This is a genomic window from Mesotoga sp. (genome assembly GCF_035363035.1).
Classification (GTDB): Bacteria; Thermotogota; Thermotogae; order Petrotogales; family Kosmotogaceae; genus Mesotoga.
Genome location: NZ_DAOSEH010000038.1, coordinates 1 through 20,232, shown reverse-complemented (window position 1 = coordinate 20,232; position 20,232 = coordinate 1). Strand labels below are relative to the sequence as shown.

21 protein-coding genes and 1 other RNA gene are annotated in these 20,232 nt (G+C 52.2%); 11 read left to right on the top strand and 11 right to left on the bottom strand.

Annotated features, from left to right (window positions below):
* Window positions 1-196: 196 nt before the first annotated feature.
* The 3 genes from PKX57_RS07200 to PKX57_RS07190 all read right to left on the bottom strand — a co-directional run bounded on the left by PKX57_RS07200 (window position 197) and on the right by PKX57_RS07190 (window position 2,524).
* The gene (locus PKX57_RS07200) at window positions 197-1,147 is read right to left on the bottom strand and encodes a CE1 family esterase (RefSeq protein WP_472416574.1); all 951 of its coding nucleotides are present in this window, start codon (window positions 1,145-1,147) and stop codon (window positions 197-199) included.
* 9 nt (window positions 1,148-1,156) lie between these two features.
* On the bottom strand, window positions 1,157-1,591 hold the full coding sequence (locus PKX57_RS07195) for a MarR family transcriptional regulator (RefSeq protein WP_213922165.1): 435 nt from the start codon (window positions 1,589-1,591) through the stop codon (window positions 1,157-1,159).
* A gap of 153 nt (window positions 1,592-1,744) precedes the next feature.
* On the bottom strand, window positions 1,745-2,524 hold the full coding sequence (locus tag PKX57_RS07190) for a helix-turn-helix domain-containing protein (RefSeq protein ID WP_472416572.1): 780 nt from the start codon (window positions 2,522-2,524) through the stop codon (window positions 1,745-1,747).
* A gap of 443 nt (window positions 2,525-2,967) precedes the next feature.
* Between PKX57_RS07190 and PKX57_RS07185 the strand changes: the two genes are divergently transcribed.
* From PKX57_RS07185 to PKX57_RS07175, 3 genes are all read left to right on the top strand, one after another.
* On the top strand, window positions 2,968-3,723 hold the full coding sequence (locus PKX57_RS07185; RefSeq protein WP_213922162.1) for a helix-turn-helix domain-containing protein: 756 nt from the start codon (window positions 2,968-2,970) through the stop codon (window positions 3,721-3,723).
* The gene (locus PKX57_RS07180) at window positions 3,704-4,960 is read left to right on the top strand and encodes a DnaB-like helicase C-terminal domain-containing protein (protein ID WP_472416570.1); all 1,257 of its coding nucleotides are present in this window, start codon (window positions 3,704-3,706) and stop codon (window positions 4,958-4,960) included. The genes PKX57_RS07185 and PKX57_RS07180 overlap by 20 nt, the downstream gene beginning before the upstream one ends.
* Before the next feature lie 113 nt (window positions 4,961-5,073).
* Complete coding sequence (locus tag PKX57_RS07175; RefSeq protein WP_472416568.1) at window positions 5,074-5,868, top strand: hypothetical protein; 795 nt, start codon at window positions 5,074-5,076, stop codon at window positions 5,866-5,868.
* A gap of 2 nt (window positions 5,869-5,870) precedes the next feature.
* Here the strand turns inward: PKX57_RS07175 and PKX57_RS07170 are convergent, their stop codons facing one another.
* Window positions 5,871-6,038: a hypothetical protein gene (locus tag PKX57_RS07170; RefSeq protein ID WP_472416566.1), complete on the bottom strand. Its 168-nt coding sequence runs from the start codon at window positions 6,036-6,038 to the stop codon at window positions 5,871-5,873.
* A gap of 403 nt (window positions 6,039-6,441) precedes the next feature.
* On the opposite strand from PKX57_RS07170, the gene PKX57_RS07165 reads away from it, so the two are divergent.
* The 7 genes from PKX57_RS07165 to PKX57_RS07135 all read left to right on the top strand — a co-directional run bounded on the left by PKX57_RS07165 (window position 6,442) and on the right by PKX57_RS07135 (window position 13,740).
* Window positions 6,442-7,020 (top strand): DUF6305 family protein, encoded by a 579-nt coding sequence (locus tag PKX57_RS07165; protein WP_472414714.1) that lies wholly within the window; start codon window positions 6,442-6,444, stop codon window positions 7,018-7,020.
* Window positions 7,021-7,079: 59 nt separating this feature from the next.
* Window positions 7,080-8,372, top strand: a complete 1,293-nt coding sequence (locus tag PKX57_RS07160; protein ID WP_213920400.1) for a C4-dicarboxylate ABC transporter — start codon at window positions 7,080-7,082, stop codon at window positions 8,370-8,372.
* Window positions 8,373-8,399: 27 nt separating this feature from the next.
* Window positions 8,400-8,564 carry a hypothetical protein gene (locus tag PKX57_RS07155; protein ID WP_169698462.1) on the top strand — a complete coding sequence of 55 codons (165 nt, stop codon included), beginning with the start codon at window positions 8,400-8,402 and terminating at the stop codon, window positions 8,562-8,564.
* A gap of 12 nt (window positions 8,565-8,576) precedes the next feature.
* On the top strand, window positions 8,577-9,743 hold the full coding sequence (locus tag PKX57_RS07150; RefSeq protein WP_472416564.1) for a succinylglutamate desuccinylase: 1,167 nt from the start codon (window positions 8,577-8,579) through the stop codon (window positions 9,741-9,743).
* Between the two features lie 44 nt (window positions 9,744-9,787).
* Window positions 9,788-11,368 carry a dipeptidase gene (locus PKX57_RS07145; protein WP_472416562.1) on the top strand — a complete coding sequence of 527 codons (1,581 nt, stop codon included), beginning with the start codon at window positions 9,788-9,790 and terminating at the stop codon, window positions 11,366-11,368.
* 117 nt (window positions 11,369-11,485) lie between these two features.
* Window positions 11,486-13,036, top strand: coding sequence for a dipeptidase (locus PKX57_RS07140; RefSeq protein WP_472416576.1), 1,551 nt, complete (start codon window positions 11,486-11,488; stop codon window positions 13,034-13,036).
* Window positions 13,037-13,275: 239 nt separating this feature from the next.
* Entirely contained in the window at window positions 13,276-13,740 is a 465-nt protein-coding gene (locus tag PKX57_RS07135) for a hypothetical protein (protein ID WP_472416560.1), read from the top strand.
* On the opposite strand, the gene PKX57_RS07130 is transcribed toward PKX57_RS07135, so the two are convergent.
* The 4 genes from PKX57_RS07130 to PKX57_RS07115 all read right to left on the bottom strand — a co-directional run bounded on the left by PKX57_RS07130 (window position 13,723) and on the right by PKX57_RS07115 (window position 16,555).
* On the bottom strand, window positions 13,723-14,226 hold the full coding sequence (locus PKX57_RS07130) for a flavin reductase (protein ID WP_213920995.1): 504 nt from the start codon (window positions 14,224-14,226) through the stop codon (window positions 13,723-13,725). The two genes, PKX57_RS07135 and PKX57_RS07130, sit on opposite strands and share 18 nt — an antisense overlap.
* 47 nt (window positions 14,227-14,273) lie before the next feature.
* Window positions 14,274-14,741 (bottom strand): redoxin domain-containing protein, encoded by a 468-nt coding sequence (locus PKX57_RS07125; protein ID WP_213920994.1) that lies wholly within the window; start codon window positions 14,739-14,741, stop codon window positions 14,274-14,276.
* 82 nt (window positions 14,742-14,823) lie between these two features.
* An RNA gene (gene ffs / locus PKX57_RS07120) (signal recognition particle sRNA large type) lies at window positions 14,824-15,085 on the bottom strand.
* Window positions 15,086-15,130: 45 nt separating this feature from the next.
* The gene (locus PKX57_RS07115) at window positions 15,131-16,555 is read right to left on the bottom strand and encodes a phosphoribosylaminoimidazolecarboxamide formyltransferase (protein ID WP_472416558.1); all 1,425 of its coding nucleotides are present in this window, start codon (window positions 16,553-16,555) and stop codon (window positions 15,131-15,133) included.
* Window positions 16,556-16,706: 151 nt separating this feature from the next.
* Between PKX57_RS07115 and glnA the strand changes: the two genes are divergently transcribed.
* Complete coding sequence (gene glnA / locus PKX57_RS07110) at window positions 16,707-18,032, top strand: type I glutamate--ammonia ligase (RefSeq protein ID WP_472416556.1); 1,326 nt, start codon at window positions 16,707-16,709, stop codon at window positions 18,030-18,032.
* A 121-nt stretch (window positions 18,033-18,153) separates the two neighbouring features.
* Here the strand turns inward: glnA and PKX57_RS07105 are convergent, their stop codons facing one another.
* From PKX57_RS07105 to PKX57_RS07095, 3 genes are all read right to left on the bottom strand, one after another.
* On the bottom strand, window positions 18,154-18,357 hold the full coding sequence (locus tag PKX57_RS07105; RefSeq protein ID WP_169698471.1) for an FmdB family zinc ribbon protein: 204 nt from the start codon (window positions 18,355-18,357) through the stop codon (window positions 18,154-18,156).
* Window positions 18,358-18,374: 17 nt separating this feature from the next.
* Window positions 18,375-19,718 (bottom strand): TldD/PmbA family protein, encoded by a 1,344-nt coding sequence (locus PKX57_RS07100; RefSeq protein WP_472416554.1) that lies wholly within the window; start codon window positions 19,716-19,718, stop codon window positions 18,375-18,377.
* A partial coding sequence (locus PKX57_RS07095; RefSeq protein ID WP_472416552.1) for a TldD/PmbA family protein occupies window positions 19,718-20,232 on the bottom strand: 515 nt, incomplete at its 5' end. The genes PKX57_RS07100 and PKX57_RS07095, both read right to left, overlap by 1 nt.

The window sequence follows — 20,232 nt, the reverse complement described above, 5'->3', positions numbered from 1 at the left end:
ATCTAGTTATTCTAGCATGAAGCCCCGGTCCGTTGCAGTAGAAAGGAGCCGTGGTCGGTGGCGAGTTGTGGGTTGTCGGTAAGAGCCGAGATGCCGGATCGGGGTCCGGTACGACAGAAAGGGGTTCGACTGGGGCAGGTTCGAAGAACCGGCCACGGGTTTCGTTAGAAAGTACCGTCTGAAAGTCGAAAAGCGATCACTCTAGACGGCGATCGCGAAAGAAATCCCATATGAGTTCGCTCGCTTTGACACTCGATCTGGAGCTGCTCTGAAGGGCGTCCAGTCCCTTCTCTCTTCCCGGCCAGGTGTGGTCTCCATCCACGATGGTGTAGAAGTGGATCTCGAAGTCCTCTCCCGGTCTCCCGTACTTTTTCAGCAATACCTTTCCGCTCTCCAGACTCGTCTCTTCCAGTTCGACGGCCTTCATGCCAGCGATCCACAGGTCTATCGATTCCGGTATGGAGGGAAAGAAGATGGTCTCTTCCGAGGCGGACGAGTAGCCTCCATGGTAAGGTATTATCGGATCGAGCATCCCGTGGAATATGATCATCGGCACCGGTCTCAGCGGCGGCTCGATTCTGTGAACTTCGTCCTCGCTCGCCCCGCCGGCCGGCGAAGACGAGACGATGGCCGCGGCCGCGAATAGCTCGGGGTAATCGGACACCAGTTTGTAGGTCAGCATGCCGCCGTTGGACAGACCCACCAGATAAACCCTTCTCTCATCGACCGGATACTCCCGCTTGAGCTCCTTCAGGAGTTCGACTATGTATCGCGCGTCGTCTATTTCATTTTCCTTTGCGTATGCGCAGCAAAAGTCGCCGTTCCAGCTCAGGAAAACGCTTTTCAGCGGGCCGGTGCCTTCGGGATAGGCCGCTATGAAACCCTCTCTGTCGGATATCTCGGTTATTCCGTAAGTGTTCTTGGTGTAGTTGCTGTTTCCGAGCAGTCCGTGAAACACGAAGACCAGGGGCAGCTTCGAGTCGTCCTCGCCTTTCGGGGGGAGGTGGACCACCGTTTTTCTATCGATTCCGTCGTGGTTCAACCAGAAGGTCTCGTCGACGCCCTTTTGTGAAACTGCGACCAGGTAGAACGCCATCGCGATCAACGTCGCGGCTATCACTATCGTCTTCAGCATTTTATACCTCATCTGAAAGTGTTATGAATCTATTTTCCTCAGTATCTTTTCGAAGATCCTGGTCAGCTCCTGCGCTTCCCTGGTATCGAGAATCTCGAGGATCCTGTGCGAAAAATCCCTGTGTATTTTGCGGCAGGCCTGGATGATCTTTTGTCCCCTGTTTGTCAGCTCAAGCCAGAAGACTCTCCTGTCCTCCTCGGACTGGATTCTTTTCAGGTAGCCCTCTTCAATTAATCCTCTCACGGTGATCGTCACGGTGGGCTTTGTAACGCTTAGGCTGTCGGCTATCTGGCTGACGGTGGGGCGATCCATCTTCGCTATGACGTTCAGATAATACATCTGCCGGACCGTTAGCCTGGACGACTCTCCGCTGTTTAAAGCCCTCTCTTCCTGCTCCGCCATGAGCGTGGAGAGCCTTTCGACGATGGTAGTTAGCTTCTCCTTCACGCTGGCCACAATTAAAGCAACTCCCGGATTGATTACTCATACCTGACTAACAATGATATCATTCTCCGAACGGGCCAGTCAACGACTTTTGGAGATGGCAAAAGAGCCGGAGCGAGATCCCGTTCAGGTGCACAACGGGATGACAGTCTTACTCTCTTCCCGTCAGGCCGTCCCGGTGAAGCGGCCCACGACTATGCCCAGAATGGTGAACTGCGGCTCCCTGTTTGCGATGACCACGGTCTCGAACTCGGGGTTGGAAGGCTTGAATTCGAAGGCGCCCCTGTTCGGGCGGGAAGATAGAAACCTAACGTACGATTCCTCCCTGTAGCGAAAGAAGACGTACGAGCCGACCGGCGGAAGCACGTTCTGCTTTATGAAAAGAGAGTCCCCTTTGCGGAAGGTCGGAAACATGGAGTTGTCGGTGAACTGAACGACTAAATCGGCCCCGCCGGTGAGGTCGCTCACGTAACTTATGGCAGAGCTTTCATCGAGCCGATCGGTTCTCTCCAGCGTGAAGACGGGGATGACCCTCCTGATCACTCCCTTATGGAACGGCTGGGGAGGCGAAGGCTCTATCGAGCCGTAGATTGAGGCGCCGGGAGTATACAGCTTTTCCGGCACGGGCTTCTCGGCGCTTTTTGGATCCGCGTGTTTGGGAATTAGAACGTCGAGCATCGTGGAGCTCAGCTTTTCCCTGGTCTTCGTTTCGTACTCAAAGGTATATCTGTCGGGCAACCCGAGGAGGTAATCGGCCGAAACTTCGAAGTACTTCGCGATTCTGTATATCATGTCGGTCGGCGGCAGCCTTTTGCCCGACTCGTAGAGCGAGATCAGGGGTACGCTCTTCCCGAGAGCCTCCGCGAGCTGCTCCTGGGTCATTCCCCCGGACACTCTGAGATTCTCTATCCTCTTTCCAAGTAATTCTGCTTTGAATGTATTCATGCGAGAATGATATCACCAACTTGTCTAAAAGTCAATCAAATTACCCCCTTTACAAAATCGTTTTTTACTGATAATATATAGTGTGTTGACTTAAAGCAACAAGTCCACGCGTTGTTATTATGGGTAAAGTAAACGCTTATAATTGTCTAATATAGAGACCTTCAGCAACTAAGACAGTGAGAACACGGCTCTCAATCAGAGCAGAGTAGGAGGAAATTTGGCAGAAGAAAAGAAAAGTGGATCTCCGTCGAGAGATCCCAGGAAACACAGATATTATTTTAGGCAGAACGATTATACCACGCGAGAAGGAAAAAGACCAGCGACAAAACACTCCGGCAAGATCCCGTCCAGGGAAGATTATCGCCTGTACCACGCACAGCTCAGGGAGATCTACGATAGCTGTAAGTCTTGTGCCGACGCCTTCACCGAAGGGAGGAAGCTAATTGACAGACTCGAAATCTAGACCGGCATCCCATAAATCGATTCTCAGAGTGAAGAAGACCAACAACTACGTGGTGCTGGACAAAGGGTTCCTGCAGGACCCTTCGCTTTCCTGCAAGGCCAAAGGGTTGCTGAGCTATCTGCTCTCCAAGCCCGACGACTGGGAGATAAGGCTCTCCGAGCTATGCAGACACTTCAGCGACGGGAAGGACAGCATAAGGAAGGGCATCGAGGAACTCGAAAAGGCCGGCTACATCAAAAAGGAAAGGCTTAGGGGAGGAAACGGGAAGTTCGCCGGCGTCAGATACATGGTCTATGAAACGCCCTGCCTGAGCCAGAAGGAACCGCAAACGGAAAAACCGGATACGGTTTTCCCGGCTCCGGAAAACCCGACGCTACTAAATAATGATCTCACTAAGGATACTTCGTATCGTGTGGCCACGAACTTTGAAGTATCGTTCATGAGCAAGAGAGAATGTATCAAGAAAACGGCGCGCCTGATCGAGGATCTCGGTGTAGAGAACAGCTACAAAGTAGCCGCGGCGATGTTCAGAAACGCCGACAGAGAGATAGACTGGCACTTCCCGATCTGGATCCTCGAAAACCTCAACGAAGCAATCGAGAGGGCCGACGACAAGGTGAAGTACCTGCTCTCGCTCCTGCAGGACGACAACCTCTGGCACTGCTATGCGAGCCAGCTGGAAGATGAAGCTTTCGATGAAAGGAGAGTGCTTGCCAATGTTGCAGCTGGGTATTGAAGGCGAAAGAACTCTACTAAAGGCCCTTCTGGAGTACGAAGAGCTGAGATGCAGAATAGACGAGATAGATCCGAGTTACCTCAGCGAAGAATCGAGGAAGATCTTCGAAGTGATCTCCGACAACAGAGAGATGGACAGCACCAGGCTGTGCGTCCAGATATACAACAAAATCGGAAACCAGAAGTTCTACGACGGGGATTTCATCACTGAGGTCGGCGCCAACTATCTGATCGACGACTACAAAGAGCTCGTCGGAAAAAACGGGCTCCAGCGCCTGTGCCTGGAGATCTCGAAAAAGCTGAAAAAAGGCGACATGAAGGTCGATGAGGCGATGGAGAAGTTCTACGCCTTCCAGAAGGAAAGCTCCTCGGCCTTCAACTACATAAGCATCAAAGAGGCGAACGAACTCCAGAAGAAGGCGCATACGGACATCTGGAACAACAGGGGCAATCGACTTCACTGGCCCTTCAAATTCTTCGAAGACATTCTCAACGGCCTGAGAGGAAAGGAGCTGGTCGTCGTGGCCGGCGAGACGGGAACTGGAAAGACGGCCTTCATGTTGAACGCGGCCGCCCTTTGGGCGAGCTTCGGAAAGACCGTCGGATACATCTCGCTCGAGATAGATGTCGTAGATCTCAAGGACAGGATGCACCAGAAAGACTTCGCGGTCAACCTCAGCGCAGAATCGGAGAAACTGGACGGGCAGGAGCGGGAGAGACTGCTCAGGGAGATCGACAAGACGGGCGAGCAGAGGCTCTTCTTCTGCGACAGCGGTGTCAGGTCTGTCCACAGCATCATAGCCGGGATCAAGCTGATGCACCATATACACAGATTCGACGTGGTATTCATAGACTATCTGCAGCTCATGACCTGCCCGGGGAAACAGACCAAAGACATGGAAATAGGCGAGATCATGGGTTCGCTCAAGGCGCTCGCGATGGAGATAAGGGTGCCTATAATAGTCGGCTCGCAGCTCAACAGAGAGGTCGGCAAAAACGACAAGGGGATCCCCAGGCTATCCAATCTCAGAGAATCTGGAACGATAGAACACAGCGCCGACGTGGTCATACTGCTGTACAGGCCGATCCTCTACGACAGAAACGCCTCGCCCGATGAATACCAGGCCATAGTGGCCAAGCAGAGAAGCGGCAGAACCGGAAAGCTCTACATGCACTTCGACATGAAAAGACAGATCATGCAGGGAGTCGTCCCCGGCGAGCGAGCCTACGCCAGATAATTCCAGATATACTCACCACCCGCAACCCGCAACGGCTTTCGGGTAACTCGCATGATTTTTCTGGGCTTTATCTGTTAGAATTTTCATTATTCCATCAGACCGGGAGTTATTTTATGAGGCTTAACGAAAATCTCTTTGAAAGAAGGCTCGGGCTTTTCTTCATGGTTCTGTGGTTCGTGGTTATGTTCTTCTACATCACCTGGGACGGCTGGCTGTACGAGTGGCGCGACTGCGGTTATGAAGGACCGAACCAGCACTTCGATCTGGATATGTCCGACATGGATTATGAATACACGGCCGATGGCGTGAAGATCTACCACTCGACCAACAACCTGCACAACCTAATTTATCTCTGTTATTTCGTGTTTTTTTTCGGCTGGCTGGGTTTGCTTTTCGACATCGAGTGGGCCAAGCAGTGGACGATGGCGACCACCGGGATATCGGTCGTCGCGGCCCTTTCGACCTTGAGGCTCTCCGATCACGTGTATATACTCCAAATCGTCTACGATGCGGTTCACCTTTCGGGGATAGTCATGGGGTGTTACCTTTTCTGGAAGTACAATCTGAAGATCCGAAGAGCCGTTCACGCGGTGCTGTTCACGTGGGCCGTTTACCTGTCGAGCCACCTGATCTTCACCCCGTGGCCTTACTGGGAGAACCAGGGAAAGGCCTATTTCAGCATAAATCAGATCAACGATCTGCCCTTCTTCATTTTCGGGCTGGAGTACTTGCTTGTCGTGGCCCTTCTTCTGGGTATAGATGTAGCGGCAAGCCTGATAAACCCCAGGCTCGGTAACAGGTTTCTCAAGATGGCAGTACCACTCGGCCTGTACCTGTCGCTGTGCATAATCCTTATAGCTCTAGGTTTGATTATCGTGCCGGAGATTCACATAAACACCTGTCCGTAGGCTCATATCGGAAATCTCAACTGTCCCAGTTCCTCGCTCTTTCTGAGGATCTGAACGGCGACTAGCTTTCCTTTCGAATCGAAATATTTGATCGCTTTTTCACGTCTTTTTGACTCTTCAGGACTTAATAGAATATATTCGTAACTCCCCCAGACCTTCCATCGTTTCATTTAAACCCCTCCAAAATGAGCCCACAGGAAAAATAGTATCATTTATAATCGAATTTTCAACCGTTTTAGCCGATACAGATAAAAAGGCGCGTCATATGACACTAAATCAGCGATAAGTCCGTTAAACTCTAACTAATAAGCAATATATGACTCTAATCGTTTCTATTCAACCATAGTCGTCTCTCAAGAGATTACACATCCGGAATAGCAGATGATAAAATTGGTTGTAAACGATAAGCATCCCGTACTTATCTTTTTTATCGGATTTTATATTTATATGGTCTTCACAGTTGCTTAAATGGCTTTCTATAGTTGCAGCGTATGTATTCGATGTCTATCATCAATTGAAGAATGTTCAGCGCAGTTGCGCCATAATTTTGTGCTTCAGAAAGGGAGGTTTTTTATGAGAAAGGTTGTTTTCTCCGCGGTACTGGTACTTCTGTGTTCGGTAGTTCTGGCCTCCGGCCTGTTGATGCCGGTGGTCAAAGCGCCTATGATCGTCACCACTCTCGGGCAGAGTCCAGGAGCCCTGATGTTCAGACTGGTATGTGTAAGAAGCAAAATCGCGTGTGTTCAGGAAGATCTTCTCACGGCGACCCAGTTGAAAGAACTGGCCCAGGCCCCGGATGGCCCCAAGACGCTCGTCATCACCACCGGAACTAGCCTCAAGGGCATGGGTGCGGCCGGAATAGATATCGACCTGGAAGTAGAGAGAATCGAAAATCTAATCAAGCAGGCAAAAGAGCTCGGTATGACTGTGATCGGTGCCCATATCGAGGGTATGGCAAGGCGTGTCGACGCCACCGACGAGAAATCGATCACCACGGTTATTCCCAAGTCAGACCTGATACTCGTTATCGCCTCGAGCGACGAGGACGGCTACTTCACGAAGTTCTCCGAAACGAGCGGAATACCGCTGCTCAAGGTTAACGAATCACTGGATATCGGCCCGGCGTTGCTAGAGCTGATTAACGCCAACTGACGACTTAGACTTTGATGACTCATCGATCTCTCGATCGGTATTGAAGGGGGAGGGTACTAGTGTACTTCCACGCTGGTCTCATACTTGCAGTTATCGCGGTCACCTTCGCCGTGGCCAAATACTTCAAGTTGAGTGTAGAGCTATCCATGCTTCTTGCGGCAATCGCCGCGGGGATCGTCCATGCGGGTGGAGCCATTCCTGTGCGCCATCTCGTGGAGGGCTCCTTTACGTACCTGGACGTCTGTTTGATCTTCATCACCGCAACTTTCTTCATGAATCTTCTGAAGGAGTCCGGTGGAGTTGCGTTCATGGTAAGAAAGATCGTCATAACTTTTCATAAGACGAGATTGCTATGTCTTTTCTTCCTGACCGTCCTGTTGCTTATACCGGGCGCGTTGACCGGTTCGGGAGCGGCTACCGTTCTCACGGTCGGGACTCTCGTCGGAACCGTCCTGTCCTACATGGGGATCTCCGAAAAGCGGGTGGCCGCAATTATCTTCATCTGTGCGGCCATGAGCGCGGCGGCTCCACCGGTCAATCTCTGGGCCATGATGGCCGCTGCCGGTTCCAACATGCCGTACGTAGGCTTCTTCCAGCCGCTTCTAGTTCTATCTGCCATAGGAGCGTTTTTCGCGATGTTCTTCCTGGGTGCGAAGGGAAAGAACGTAGAGCTTGAAAAGGCCTTGAAGGAACTGCCGGAACCGCCTGAAAAGATGAACTGGCTGAGAGTTGGAATTCCCTTCGCGGTCCTTATATTCCTCATAATGGCCGGAAGGATATGGCCCTTCTCGACGCCCACCATCGGACTGCCGTTGATGTTCGTTCTGGCTTCGGTGTCGGCCATACTTCTCAGCCCCAAGAAACTCCAGATCCTCAGAATAGCCACTGAAACCATACACTCCCTTATACCGCTTGTCGGAATTATGATCGTCGTGGGAATCCTCATCCAGGTAATGGCTCTGAGCGGCGCCAGAGGTCTTATATCGCTTGGAGTAGTAACTCTGCCGCTCTGGGTGTTGTTCTCGACTCTCTTCCTTATACTGCCCGTTTCAGAGGGATTGTTGCAGTATGCAGTCGCACCGCTTCTGGGTGTTCCGCTCATATTGTTGTTCAATATGAAGGGCATGAATGCAATAATAGCCCTGTCAGCCATGGCTGTAATGTGGCCGATAGGCGATATCCTCCCACCCACCGCGGTGGTTGGTCGGGCCACGGTCATGGAACTGAAATTCAAAGGGCATTACTACAAAGACTTTTTGAAAACCGCGCTGATTCCAATGGGGTTCGTCTTGCTTGTCGCAACTCTCTTCCTGATTTTCAGCAACGAGCTCTCCTTCTTGGTCGGCGGGTGATGTCATGGCTGAAAGGAAGTGTTTATAATGGCGATCCTAAACTCGATAATAAGCGTCTGCTACTACCTGATAAGCGCATTTGTGGTCTTCGTGCTGGTTAAAAGCATTATAAAGACCAAGAACGTTCAAGATGCCATTCTTTACTCCGTCATGCTTATGCCCTTCATCCTGCGAATACTTCGCATAAAGTAGGGGGTGAAGAGTATGACGGACAGAAACCTGTTGATCGTTAAGCTCGTCTCGCTCGCCCTCGTGGCCGTCGCCCTCGTGATCGCCGGAATTCAGTTCCACGATCACAGGAACTACCAGGAGGAAGTGGTGAAGGGGCCTGGCGTAACCCAGGTCAAGAAATTGAGCGACTATTTCGAACCTCTAAAGGGAAGTATAAACGATTGCAACATATACATCATCGATAGCGGTGTCCCCGGAGGAACTGCCTTCCTCATCGGAAGCTCACATCCTGAAGAACCTGCAGGCAATCTCACGGCCCAGCTGTTCGTCGAGAACGCGAAGCTGGCGAAGGGAAGACTGATCGTAGCTATCAGGGCTAACCAGAGCGCCTCTCGCGTCTCAAGACCGGGAGATGCCTATCCCCTCTATTACACCATCGAAACACCATGGGGAGAAAAGAAATTCAGAATGGGTGACCGTTGGTCCAGCCCGCTAGACTCCTGGCCCGATCCTGAAGTCTATGTCAACTATCCCAGCGGCCAGTTGCTGGCCTACATGGACGTCAGAAACTTCAACAGAACGTGGCCGGGCAGAGCGAACGGTATGATCACCGAACAAACCAACTACGCCTTCATGAACGTAATAAAGGAAGAGGGCGTCGATATCTTCATCGATCTTCATGAAGCCGAACTCGAATACCCCGTCATCAGCACCATAGTCGCTCACCAGAAAGGTGCCGATATCGCCGGTATGGCTTCTATGTTGCTCACCTCGACCGAATTCAGGATCGGAATGGAGTACTCCCCGAAGTCCCTCCACGGACTCTCTCACAGAGAGGTCGGAGACCACTCGGATGCCGTCTCGATCTTGCTTGAAGCGCCGGAACCCTTCCTCGACAGAGTAAGAGGGATCACCGACGAGAAACTTCTTCTCACGGGACAGGATGAATTCATAGTGACGGCCGGTAAATTCGGCCTCCTCTACGAGAAGATCGATGAAAAAGGTTGGCCGATAGACGTCAGAGTTGGAAGGCATTGCTCAACGGTTCTGATGATCTTTGAACTCTGGGGAGATTTCAATCCGGGAAAGGAGGTAGTGATCCAGCAAGTACCCAGGTACGACGAGGTAGTACAGAACGGAACGGGCTACTATTTCCGTGATCCGTCGAAAGCAAAAACGGAAGATATTTATTACGAATGACCGGACAGATTTTGGGTAACACCTCACAAAGGAGGGGTTAAGTAGTGAAAAGGGTTCTTATAACTATTATTCTTGTATTAGCGTTCTTCTACACAGGTTTAGCCTGTACTGTTATATCAGTTGGGAAGCTGGCGACGGTTGACGGATCGGTTATTTCCGCCCAGTCCGTTGACGGTTCTTACGATTCCAGGCTCCTGATACAGCCCGCCGCCGACCACGAACCGGGAAGCATGACGCCCGTCTGGGAATGGATAATCTACGCCGACAGAAGACCTCTTGTTCAGCGTGGCGAGATCCCCCAGGTAGAACACACCTACCAATGGATTCAGACATCCTATCCTTTCTCGAACGAAAAGGGCCTTTTGATGGGAGAGTCAACCATCAGCGGATCGAGAGCAACTGTCAGCAGTCCGGATGCTATAATGACCATCGAGCAGCTCGAGGCCTTCGCACTTCAGAGATGCACAACGGCCAGAGAAGCCATAGAGCTCATGGGAGCCCTAGCAGTTGAATACGGTTATCTCGAATCCTGTAGCCGTGGTGAGAGTCTCACAATAGCCGATGGTAATGAAGTGTGGCACTTCGAGGTCTTCGGAGTAGGCCCGTTGTGGAAACCGGGCGACGGTCCAGGCGCGATATGGGCAGCCCAGCGTGTTCCCGACGATCACATGCTCGTTGATGGTAATGCGAGCGTAATTGGTGAGATCGATCTTACGACCAACAGACCGCCGAACGTTCCGGCGGAAGACTTCATGATCTGTGACAACTACCTGCAGAGCACCATCGATCTCGGTCTCTGGACAGAGGGTCAGGAAGGACCTTTCATATGGAAGAAAGTACTGGGTACCATAGGCTCTTGGAATCCGAGAGTCTGGAGAGTCTTCTCCATGTTCCAGCCGTCGGGAAACTGGGAATACGGTAGCGACACCTCCGCATACCCGTTCTCCTTCAAGCCCGACAACAAGGTCTCCGTGTATGACATCATCGAACTCTACCGCGATGTCATGAACGACACCCCTGGTTCACAGCTGGCACAGGAAGCCTGGAATTACGTGACCAACCCCGGAACCGATAGAGAGCAGACCAGGCAGAGCGCCCTGGCATCTCCTCAGCCCGGTACCGACATAAGAAACCTCATCGGACTGCCTTCCACACCGAGGCTCGTCGCCGTCCAGAGCACCAGCTGCTTCTTCATCAACCAGACCAGAGACTGGTTGCCTGACACAATAGGTAACGTTTCCTGGTTCGGTCTCGGCAACGGCCACAAAGCCGTCGTTGTTCCTGTGTACTGTGGAATAACCAGAGTACCGGAATCCTGGAAGACCGTCAACAGAGGCATTTCCAAGATAGATAGAAACGCTGCCTTCTGGGCCTTCTACACCGTCGATAGACTCTCCAACCAGAAGTACGGCGATATGATGCCGAGAATCGACGCCGTAAGGATTCCGTTGCAGCAGAAAATGTACGACATGCAGGAAGCCATCGAGGCAACCGCGCTGGCACTGTATGAAACCGATCCCGCGCTGGCCAACGAGTTCCTGACCAACTACACCAACTCTCTGATGATCGAAGTCGAGAGGGCGTACTGGGACCTCGCGGATCAGTTCATACTCAGATTACCGTAATATCTTTGGACCATATTTCGGGCCGGTTACTTGACCGGCCCACTTTTCGAAAAGGGAGTGAACATTTTGAGACGAGCTTTATTGATTCTACTGGTGTTTCTTTTCACTTTTGGAGCCATGGCAATGGCATGTACCTCTATCCTGGTGGGTAAGGCTGCCTCCGTCGATGGCTCGACGATGACCACGCACACCTGCGACGGCAGTTACGACGCGAGAATCCAGATAATCCCCGGCGGCGAGCACGCCGAAGGTGAAACAGTCAGCATTTACAAGGGTCTCTGCCAGGCCGGTATTCCCGGAAGAACCGTCAGCTACGTCGGCGAGATACCCCAGGCGCCCGTGACCTACACCTACTTCCATATCGGTTACCCCTTCATGAACGAGAACCAGATAATTATGGGCGAGACCACATGGAGTGGAAAGAGAGAAATAAGAAACGCTCAGGGATGGATGACGATCGAGCAGCTCCAGGTCCTCGGACTCCAGAGAGCGAAGACAGCCAGGGAAGCCATCCAGATCATGGGTGAACTCGCCGAGAAGTACGGTTACGGAGACGGCGGCGAAGGCCTCACGATCATCGACGGCGAAGAAGCCTGGTTGTTCGAAATAGGCGGCCCCGGCCCATTCTGGTCTCCCGGCAGCGAAGAGCCCGGAGCGGTATGGGTAGCCCAGAGAATCCCCGACGATCACGTTCTGGTGCATGCCAACAGATCCAGAATAGGTGAGATCGATCTGGAAAATACCGATTACTTCATGGCCTCTCCAAACGTCATATCGCTGGCCGTAGAGCTCAACCTTTGGGACCCCAACAGCGGCGAGCCTTTCAAGTTCTACGCGGCTTACTGCGACAAGACGCCTTTCTACAACACGCGCCGTGAGTGGAGAGTCCTCGACCTTCTGGCACCTTCTCTGGAGCTCGATCCGTGGGCGGAGAGATACCCGCTATCCGTGAAGCCCGATCACCTGGTTTCCGCCGAGGAACTCATGATGATCAAGCGCGACCACTACGAAGGAACGGAATTCGATCTTACTCAGGGACTCGCAGCCGGACCTTTCGGCAACCCCAACAGATACGCCACTTCGTCTAACCAGAGACCGGAGGGCGTAAACTACGACGGATGGGAAAGAGCGATCTCCATGTTCAGATGCTCCTACGTCATAGTCGGTCAGGCCAGAAGCTGGCTGCCAGCGGCGATCGGCGGAGTACTCTGGTTCGGTGAAGACGCACCCCACTCCACAGTTTACATCCCGTTCTACGCGGGCAACACGAGCGTTCCGACCTCTTTCAGCCAGGGCGCGCGCGACTACTTCGACAGAACATCCGCATGGTGGGCCTTCAACCACGTTTCCAACCTGGCCGACCTGAGATACGACGTTGCGATCAAGATAATACAGGCCGAAGCCAGCAAGTTCGAGAAGGAATTCCTGGCCAATCAGCCCAGCATCGAAAAGGCAGCCCTCGTGCTGTACGAAGACAACCCGGCTCTGGCTATCGACTTCCTCACGAACTACAGCAACAACGCGGCCAACAGAGTTGTCGACAGATGGTGGAAGCTTGCAGACGAACTGATATACACCCTCAACGACGGATACGTCAACGGTTCGACGGCAGGTTACCCGACCTGGTGGCTCGAAGCGGTCGGCTACGGCGATACGACCAGAAGATAATTCACGTTTTTCTACAAAAAGGGCGGGCTTTCCGCCCTTTTTTCTTTTCAGAAAACGACCTGTCCGGCTTTTGAAGGGAGGTATGCGCTTCCAGAATATTAAATACGACATATGTTCTAAACAGTAGTGTTGCTTTTAAGAGCGATTAGAATTAGAATATAGATATGCGGCTTTTCAGTACACCCGTGTGGCGGGGCGATCTGTTGCGGATTTGATTATTCTGTGGTCTGGTAATTATGTTGAAGAGAAGAGATAGGGGAGCGATCAGCGTCGCTCAGGCGAAGCGCCGGCGGAAGGCTCATAATTATCTGACTCTGGCGGGCTTTTTGGTTGGTGTTTTATCGGTGATCTTGATAGCCGTCTCGCACGAGATGTCAACCAGTCTCGTAGAAAGGGCCGACTCAATAAGACTGTTCTTCGTCTTCGGGATACTCCTCGGGCCGGTCGCTTATCTGCTGTACCTGGTCTCGCAAATCGCCGCGCTCTCCAACGGAATACCGCGATGGAATTATCTTCTGTGCGCTCTGGCCGCCATACAGGTCTCGCTCTCGCTCTTCTTCGCCAGAGACATACTCATGATCGACGGGACCGGAAGGTACAGTCTTCAGACTCCCCAGTGGGCTTTATACATACTATGGTCCATGCTGGTCTTCATGATCGTATTCACCCTGATCGTTGCGATCGTTTCAAGGAAGAAGGTATGAGTCGGTTATCTCTCCCATAACGAGAGAATGGTACGAGTTGTCCCCGTAGAAAGCGCTCGCGATGCTTTCGTTCAGTGCCAGCGGAGTTATGGCCTCTCTGGAGACGATCCTGCATTCCAGAACCGCGTCGGCCTCCCTCACGAACATCACCGAAGTTGTAAGACCCTCCGAAGGCGTAAGTCCGGTCTCTTTGAACTTATCGAAGTATCTCCCGCTCCGGGTTCCGCAGAAGGTCAGCGCATCCTTCCACTGTTCGGACATGAAGTTAACGGAAAAAACGTCGCTCTTTCTGAAAAAATTGTGCGTGTATCTACTGGGCCTCACCATGGCGATGAAGACCGGGCGATTCCAGGTGTAGCCTATGAAGCCCCAGGCGACGGTCATCAGGTTTCGTTCCACCCCGTCGGTGACTCCGAGCAGAACCCTACCCTCTTTCAAAGACTTCAGAAGCTCGTAAGAGTGTTCTGGAAATTTGAACTCCGTCATAATAAACCTACCTCGCTTTCTTTTTAAAACACCGGGATCGCTCCCCGTCAAATCTTTTCCAGTCTGTCGCTTATCTCGTTGTAATTGGGTTCTATCTTCGGATCGTCCGAAACCCACGAATACACTATCTTGCCTTCCCTGTCGATTATGAAAACGGCCCTCTTGGCGACTGACAGTCCCCTGACGCCGGCGAAATCTTCGTGAACTCCACCGTATTTTCTGGAGATCTCTCCGCCAGGGTCGGAAAGCAGCGGGAAGGAAAGCGAGTTCTGGTCTTTGAAAGCCCTGTTGGCAAAGGGACCATCGACACTTATGCCGATCACCTGCGCGTCCAGCCTCTCGAAGTTCGCCAGAGAGTCTCTGAACGTGCAGAGCTCTTTCTGACAGACACTCGTAAAGGCACCGGGGTAGAACACTAGCACTATCTTTTTGCCGAAGAGAGAGCTGAGCCTGTAAGTCTTCAAATCAGTACCGTAGAGTGAAAAGTCAACGGCTCTTTCGCCTTTGAGTAACATATTCCGCACCTCCTGAATACCGTCTGTATTTGTCTAGGTTAATTCTAGCAGATGCGGAGAGGATTTCGCAGAAAAAGAAACACCATGCATCCCTCTTCGACAGTGCCGACCTGGCCGTACCTACCATCCAGCTCAGACTGAGCGCCCCCACGGCACACGAGAGTGCCCGCTTATGGCTGCTTCCTCCCGGACCTGACCAGGTTCGCAAGTTCCCGTTGCGCAGGACTCAATCCTCAACACCTTCAGATAGACCGACACCAAACCGACAAAGCCTCGGAGGGCTTTCGGCCCCGCGTATGGCGGATTTCGGGTACAGGGAACCGCCAGCTCCCCGCCTAGCATGGTGTAAATACATTATATATTCTGTCGGGCCAGCTTTCAAGTGCTCATCAATTGTTTAATCTGGAGAAGTCGTAACCGAGCTGGATTATCGCGTCGTTCCAATAACTTCTCTTCGTACCCGGGAGAATGATCTTCGAGACTCCTCCCCCGATCAACTTATCGATGAGACTATCGTCAAGATCCTGATTGGAGGCGAACGTGGAACCTTTGAGATCGTATTTTGAAAGATCCAGTTCGTTCAACTCTTTGAAGCTGAGCCCGCCCTTCAGAAGGAGACTCTCTCCCTCTCTGAAAACGGAGACGTTATTGGCGCGGTTAACGCGAGAGCAGAAAAGCGCGAGTTTCTCGTCAAGCGGAAGGTCGAGAGCCGGCATTTTGAAGGACTCCTCCTTGACGAAGTAATTCCCGAAACCGGAATAAGCTTCCTTCGACAGAGAGACGGCCTCTCTCTCCGGTATGGTGAGTATCATCACGTCGTTTTTTCTAGCAGTCCTTATGGCGTCCCGATCGAAGACTCCTCCGAAGGCCTCCACGCCGCGCTCGCGAAGGGCTATCATTAGCTCGTCGCTTATCGCGTAGGTCGAGGCGAACATAGTGTCGGGTCCACCGAAGTCTAGCTCGCCGGGCACCATCGCGGACGATACCTTCGTGATCTTCCCCTTGTCCAGAAAGACCGATATATTGTCTGTGTAGTAATAGAGCTCCATGAAGACGTTTATGTTTCTCAATTGCGACTTCTTCAATCCGACCGAAGGGTTGCCGATCTGGACCTCGTCGAGCAGCCCCGGCTCGATGGAAAGCTTCAGAAGATTGGCCTTCTGTGAAGGGTTGTCCCCATAAAGCAGAGGCATTATATACTCCATTATCGTATAGTCGTACTTCTCGGAGGCGAATATCTGCGAAAGCGCCTTATGAATCGAAGACACGTAAAGCATCACCGAATAAATAGCCTTGAGCGCGTATCTGCGTCTCTTCAGAAGCAAAACGTCACCGCAGAACTCGAGGCTCTCTATTATCTCGTCATAATCACCATGATCGGAGATCGCCACCACGTCCCTGTGGTTCTTCGCGGCCGCCATAAGCAAGGCCGGACCACTGACATCGATCTCTTTGGAAAGGTTCGACTCCTCGGGCGATTCTTCGACGGCGAGATCGAAGGGTTTCAGGTTAACCACGACCATATCGAAGGGAAGAATCCCGTTGCTCTCCATCTCTCTCTGGTGTATCTTCGAATCCTGTATCGCCAGGACTCCGCCGATCACTTTAGGATGCAAAGACTTCAATCTACCGTCGAAAATAGGCGGGAAGCCTGTGTAATCACCAACTTTGGACACTTTAACCCCGAAAGAATCCAGGTACTCCGCCGTGTGATCTGTCGCGACTATCTCCACACCATTCTTTGCCAGATACCGGCCGAGCTTCTCTATGTCAGTCTTGTCATAAACGCTTATGAATGCGCGCTTTATGTTCACTCATTGACACCTCCATCAAAATTTTCCAGATGAGACAAGTCTACATCATTTTTCCCGCAAAACTTTCATGTTCGCTTATTTCGGTGTTAGCCTAATACTACTATACTGAAGTATCTTATACCCAACGGGCCGGGTATATAAGGGGGGAACTATGACTGTTGAGAAATTGATTCAGGAGGTAAAATCGGGAGAAATCAAATTCGTAAGGCTTCAGATAACCGATATAAACGGTATGCTGAAGAACGTGGAAGTTCCATCGAAAATGCTCCCGCAGATTCTGGAAAAGGGCGCGATGTTCGACGGCTCCTCGATAGACGGATTCGTCCGGATCGAAGAGTCGGACATGTACCTCAAACCCGACGTAAACACCTACGCAACGCTTCCCTGGGACGGAAACCAGGGAAAGACCGTCCGGTTGATCTGCGACGTCTTCAAACCCGACGGGTCGCCCTTCGAAGGCGATCCCAGATACGTTCTCAAAAAGGTAATCGAAAGGGCTTCGAAACTCGGCTATGAGGCCTTCGCCGGTCCCGAGCCCGAGTTTTTCATCATCAAAAGAGAAAAAGATTGTGTCGGATCCAACGGCAGATTTCTGGACATGGGGAGTTACTTCGATCTCCTTCCGGTCGATGGCGGAGAGGAAGTGAGGAAAAAGATAGTTCTCTCCCTGCAGGAGATGGGCTTCGAAGTCGAGGCCGCCCACCACGAAGTGGCGCCCTCCCAGCACGAGATCGATTTCAGATACACCGATATACTGAAGACGGCCGACAACATACAGACTTTCAAATGGGTAGTGAAGACAATATCCATAGTCAACGGCCTGCACGCGACCTTCATGCCCAAACCCTTTGAGGGTGTAGCCGGCTCGGGGATGCACGTTCACCTCAGCCTTTTCTCGAAAGGAAAAAACGCCTTCTACGACCCCGAAAACGAACACGGGTTGAGCGAGGTGGCCCTGAATTTCATCGGTGGAATAATAACACACGCAAAAGAGATCACCGCGATCACCAACCCGACAATCAACAGCTATAAGCGACTTCTCCCAGGCTTTGAGGCGCCCGTAAACATATCCTGGGCCCTCGGAAACAGGAGCGCGATGATCAGAATACCCAGCGCCAGAGAAGAGGCCACAAGGCTAGAGTTCAGGAGCCCTGACCCAACCTGCAACCCCTATCTGGCCCTGGCGTTGACTCTGGCAGCCGGTCTGGACGGAATAGAGAACCATATCACACCTCCCAACCCGGTCGATGAAAACATATTCGACATGAAAGGCTCCAGAAAGAAACAGCTCATGATAGACAACCTTCCCCAGAACCTCTGGCAAGCTCTCGAATACACAAGAGCCAGCGAATTCGTGAAAGATGTTCTCGGCCAGCACATCTTGAGCACCTTCATAAGGGCCAAAGAGAGCGACTGGAACGAATTCGGCGCTGCCGTAACCAACTGGGAAGTGAAAAAATACATGGACCTTTACTGAGATTGGCCCTTCAGAAAAAATACTGATCGGTCACGCACACAGAGTTTCTAGTAGAAAGGATGCCGGCAATTGGCCGGCATCTTTTAATTGCTTTTCGGGCAATATATGTTGCTGCGCTCTCTCAATGGCCGCAGCTGGAACAGCTCCCGCCAGAGCAGGAGCCACAGCTCTCCGATCCGCCGGAGCAGCCGTAGCTGGATATATTGGTTATCTGTTTCACCAGCGTCCCACCACAACTGCTACACGCAGGAACCGGCGCGCTCATTTTCAGCAAGAGACTTTCCTCTCTTCCACATTTATTACAGACGAATCTGTACAACGGCAAAGAAAACACCTCCAGATCTATTCGGAAGCGACATCCATCTCCGATACCACAACGGAGGGAGAACTCACCCTGAAGATAGAGGGCATCGCATCGCTTCCGATGGCTACGATACTATTATAGACCTTCAAAATGCTGGAGGAAATAGTGAACTGCTCGACGGGATTGACGATCGAGCCGTTCTTCACGTAAAAACCGCTCGCACCTAACGAGAACTCACCGGATATGGGGTTGGCTCCCGAATGGAGGCCCGTGAGCTCGGTCACCACTATTCCTTCGTCCAGTTCACTGACCAGTGTGTTGAAACTCTTTTCCCCGGGTTGAACGACGGTATTTATCATGGAGATCGAGGGTTTCGCCCTATAGCTCGACTTGATAGCGTTGCCTGTGGATTTGGTTCCGGCTTTGGCAGCCGTCTTAAGATCGTAAAGGAAGGTCTTCAGAACGCCATTCTCAACCAGCGTCTTCTTCACCGTCGGCACGCCTTCGTCGTCGAAAGGCCGGCTGTTCGGACTGATCGGCAGGAGAGGATCGTCGTAAACGGTGAGCAGTTCCGAAGCGATCTTCGTCCCCTCTTTGCCGGCTATTATGGAGAGTCCTTTTTGAACGTTCTCGGCCGAATACATGCTCGTGAAAGTCGCGAAGAGCTGGCCGAACATATCGTTCCTGAAAAGCACCCTGTATTTGCCACTTTTGACCCTCCCGGCTCCGAGCTGGTCTATCGCCCTTTTCGAGGCCTCTTTGCCCAGCGCCGAAACATCTATATCTCCAGGCTCTCTGGCGATTTTGAAGGTGAAGCCGGTTTTTTTCGAATCACCCTCGCCGGCGAGAGCAACGACGACGGCGACCCCGCCATCGGACGAGTAATGCCTGTCGAGCCCCAGCGTATTGACGATGAAAACCTCCGACCGGCTGTCTCCAAGCCGGCACGTGGGCGCCATGATTATCCTTTTGTCGTACTCGAGAGCGCTCCGCTCCAGCGCAATTACCCTCTCTATCTTCTCCTCGACCGGCTGGGCGGAAAAGGCGCCGCTGAAGCCTTCAAACAGCGGGTACTCTCCCGACCCGTCGTGGAGAAAGTACACGTCCTTGCCGCTCGCGATAGAGTAGTTTTCGAAGGCCTCGTCCACGATCATAGAGGCGGTCTCATCGGTAAGTTCCTCGGCGAAGGCCGCGCCGATCTTCCCCGATTTCAGGCCTCTGAAATAGACCCCAATAGAGGTGGCGTCGTTGTAGCTGTCTATCTCGCCTCTCAGCGAACTGAGCTGGAATTCGCTACCGCTGGAGTAGTAGATTTCGGCCTCGTCGAAACCCTTCTTTTTGGCCAGCGCAAATACCGTATCCTTGAATTTCTTCCACTCCATCAGCTTCGCCCCCCAACGATCAATTCAGATACCCTGAGCGTCGGCTGCCCGACATCGGCCGGAATGGAGCCCGAGATCGAACCGCACATTCCCTGGCCCCTGGCCAGATCGTTTCCCACCATATCGATCTTCATGAGCACCTCGTTGCCCTTACCGATCAGAGTCGCGCCGCGAACGGGTCGGGTGATCCTGCCCTTCTCGATCAGATAACCCTCGTTCACCGCGAAGTTGAACTCGCCCGTCGCCGGCATCACCGAACCGCCGCCCATGGACCTGGCGTAAAGTCCGTAATCGGTCGCGGCTATTATCTCCTCCGGATAATGATCGCCCGGCAGTATGAAAGTGTTGCTCATCCTCGAAGTCGGAGCGAAAGTGTAGTTCTGCCTTCGAGAGCTCCCGGTGGGCTCCATTTTCATCTTCAGACCGCCCAGCCTGTCGATCATATAGCTCTTGAGAATCCCCTTCTCGATCAGGAGGTTTCTCCTGGTGGGCGTTCCTTCGTCATCAACATTGG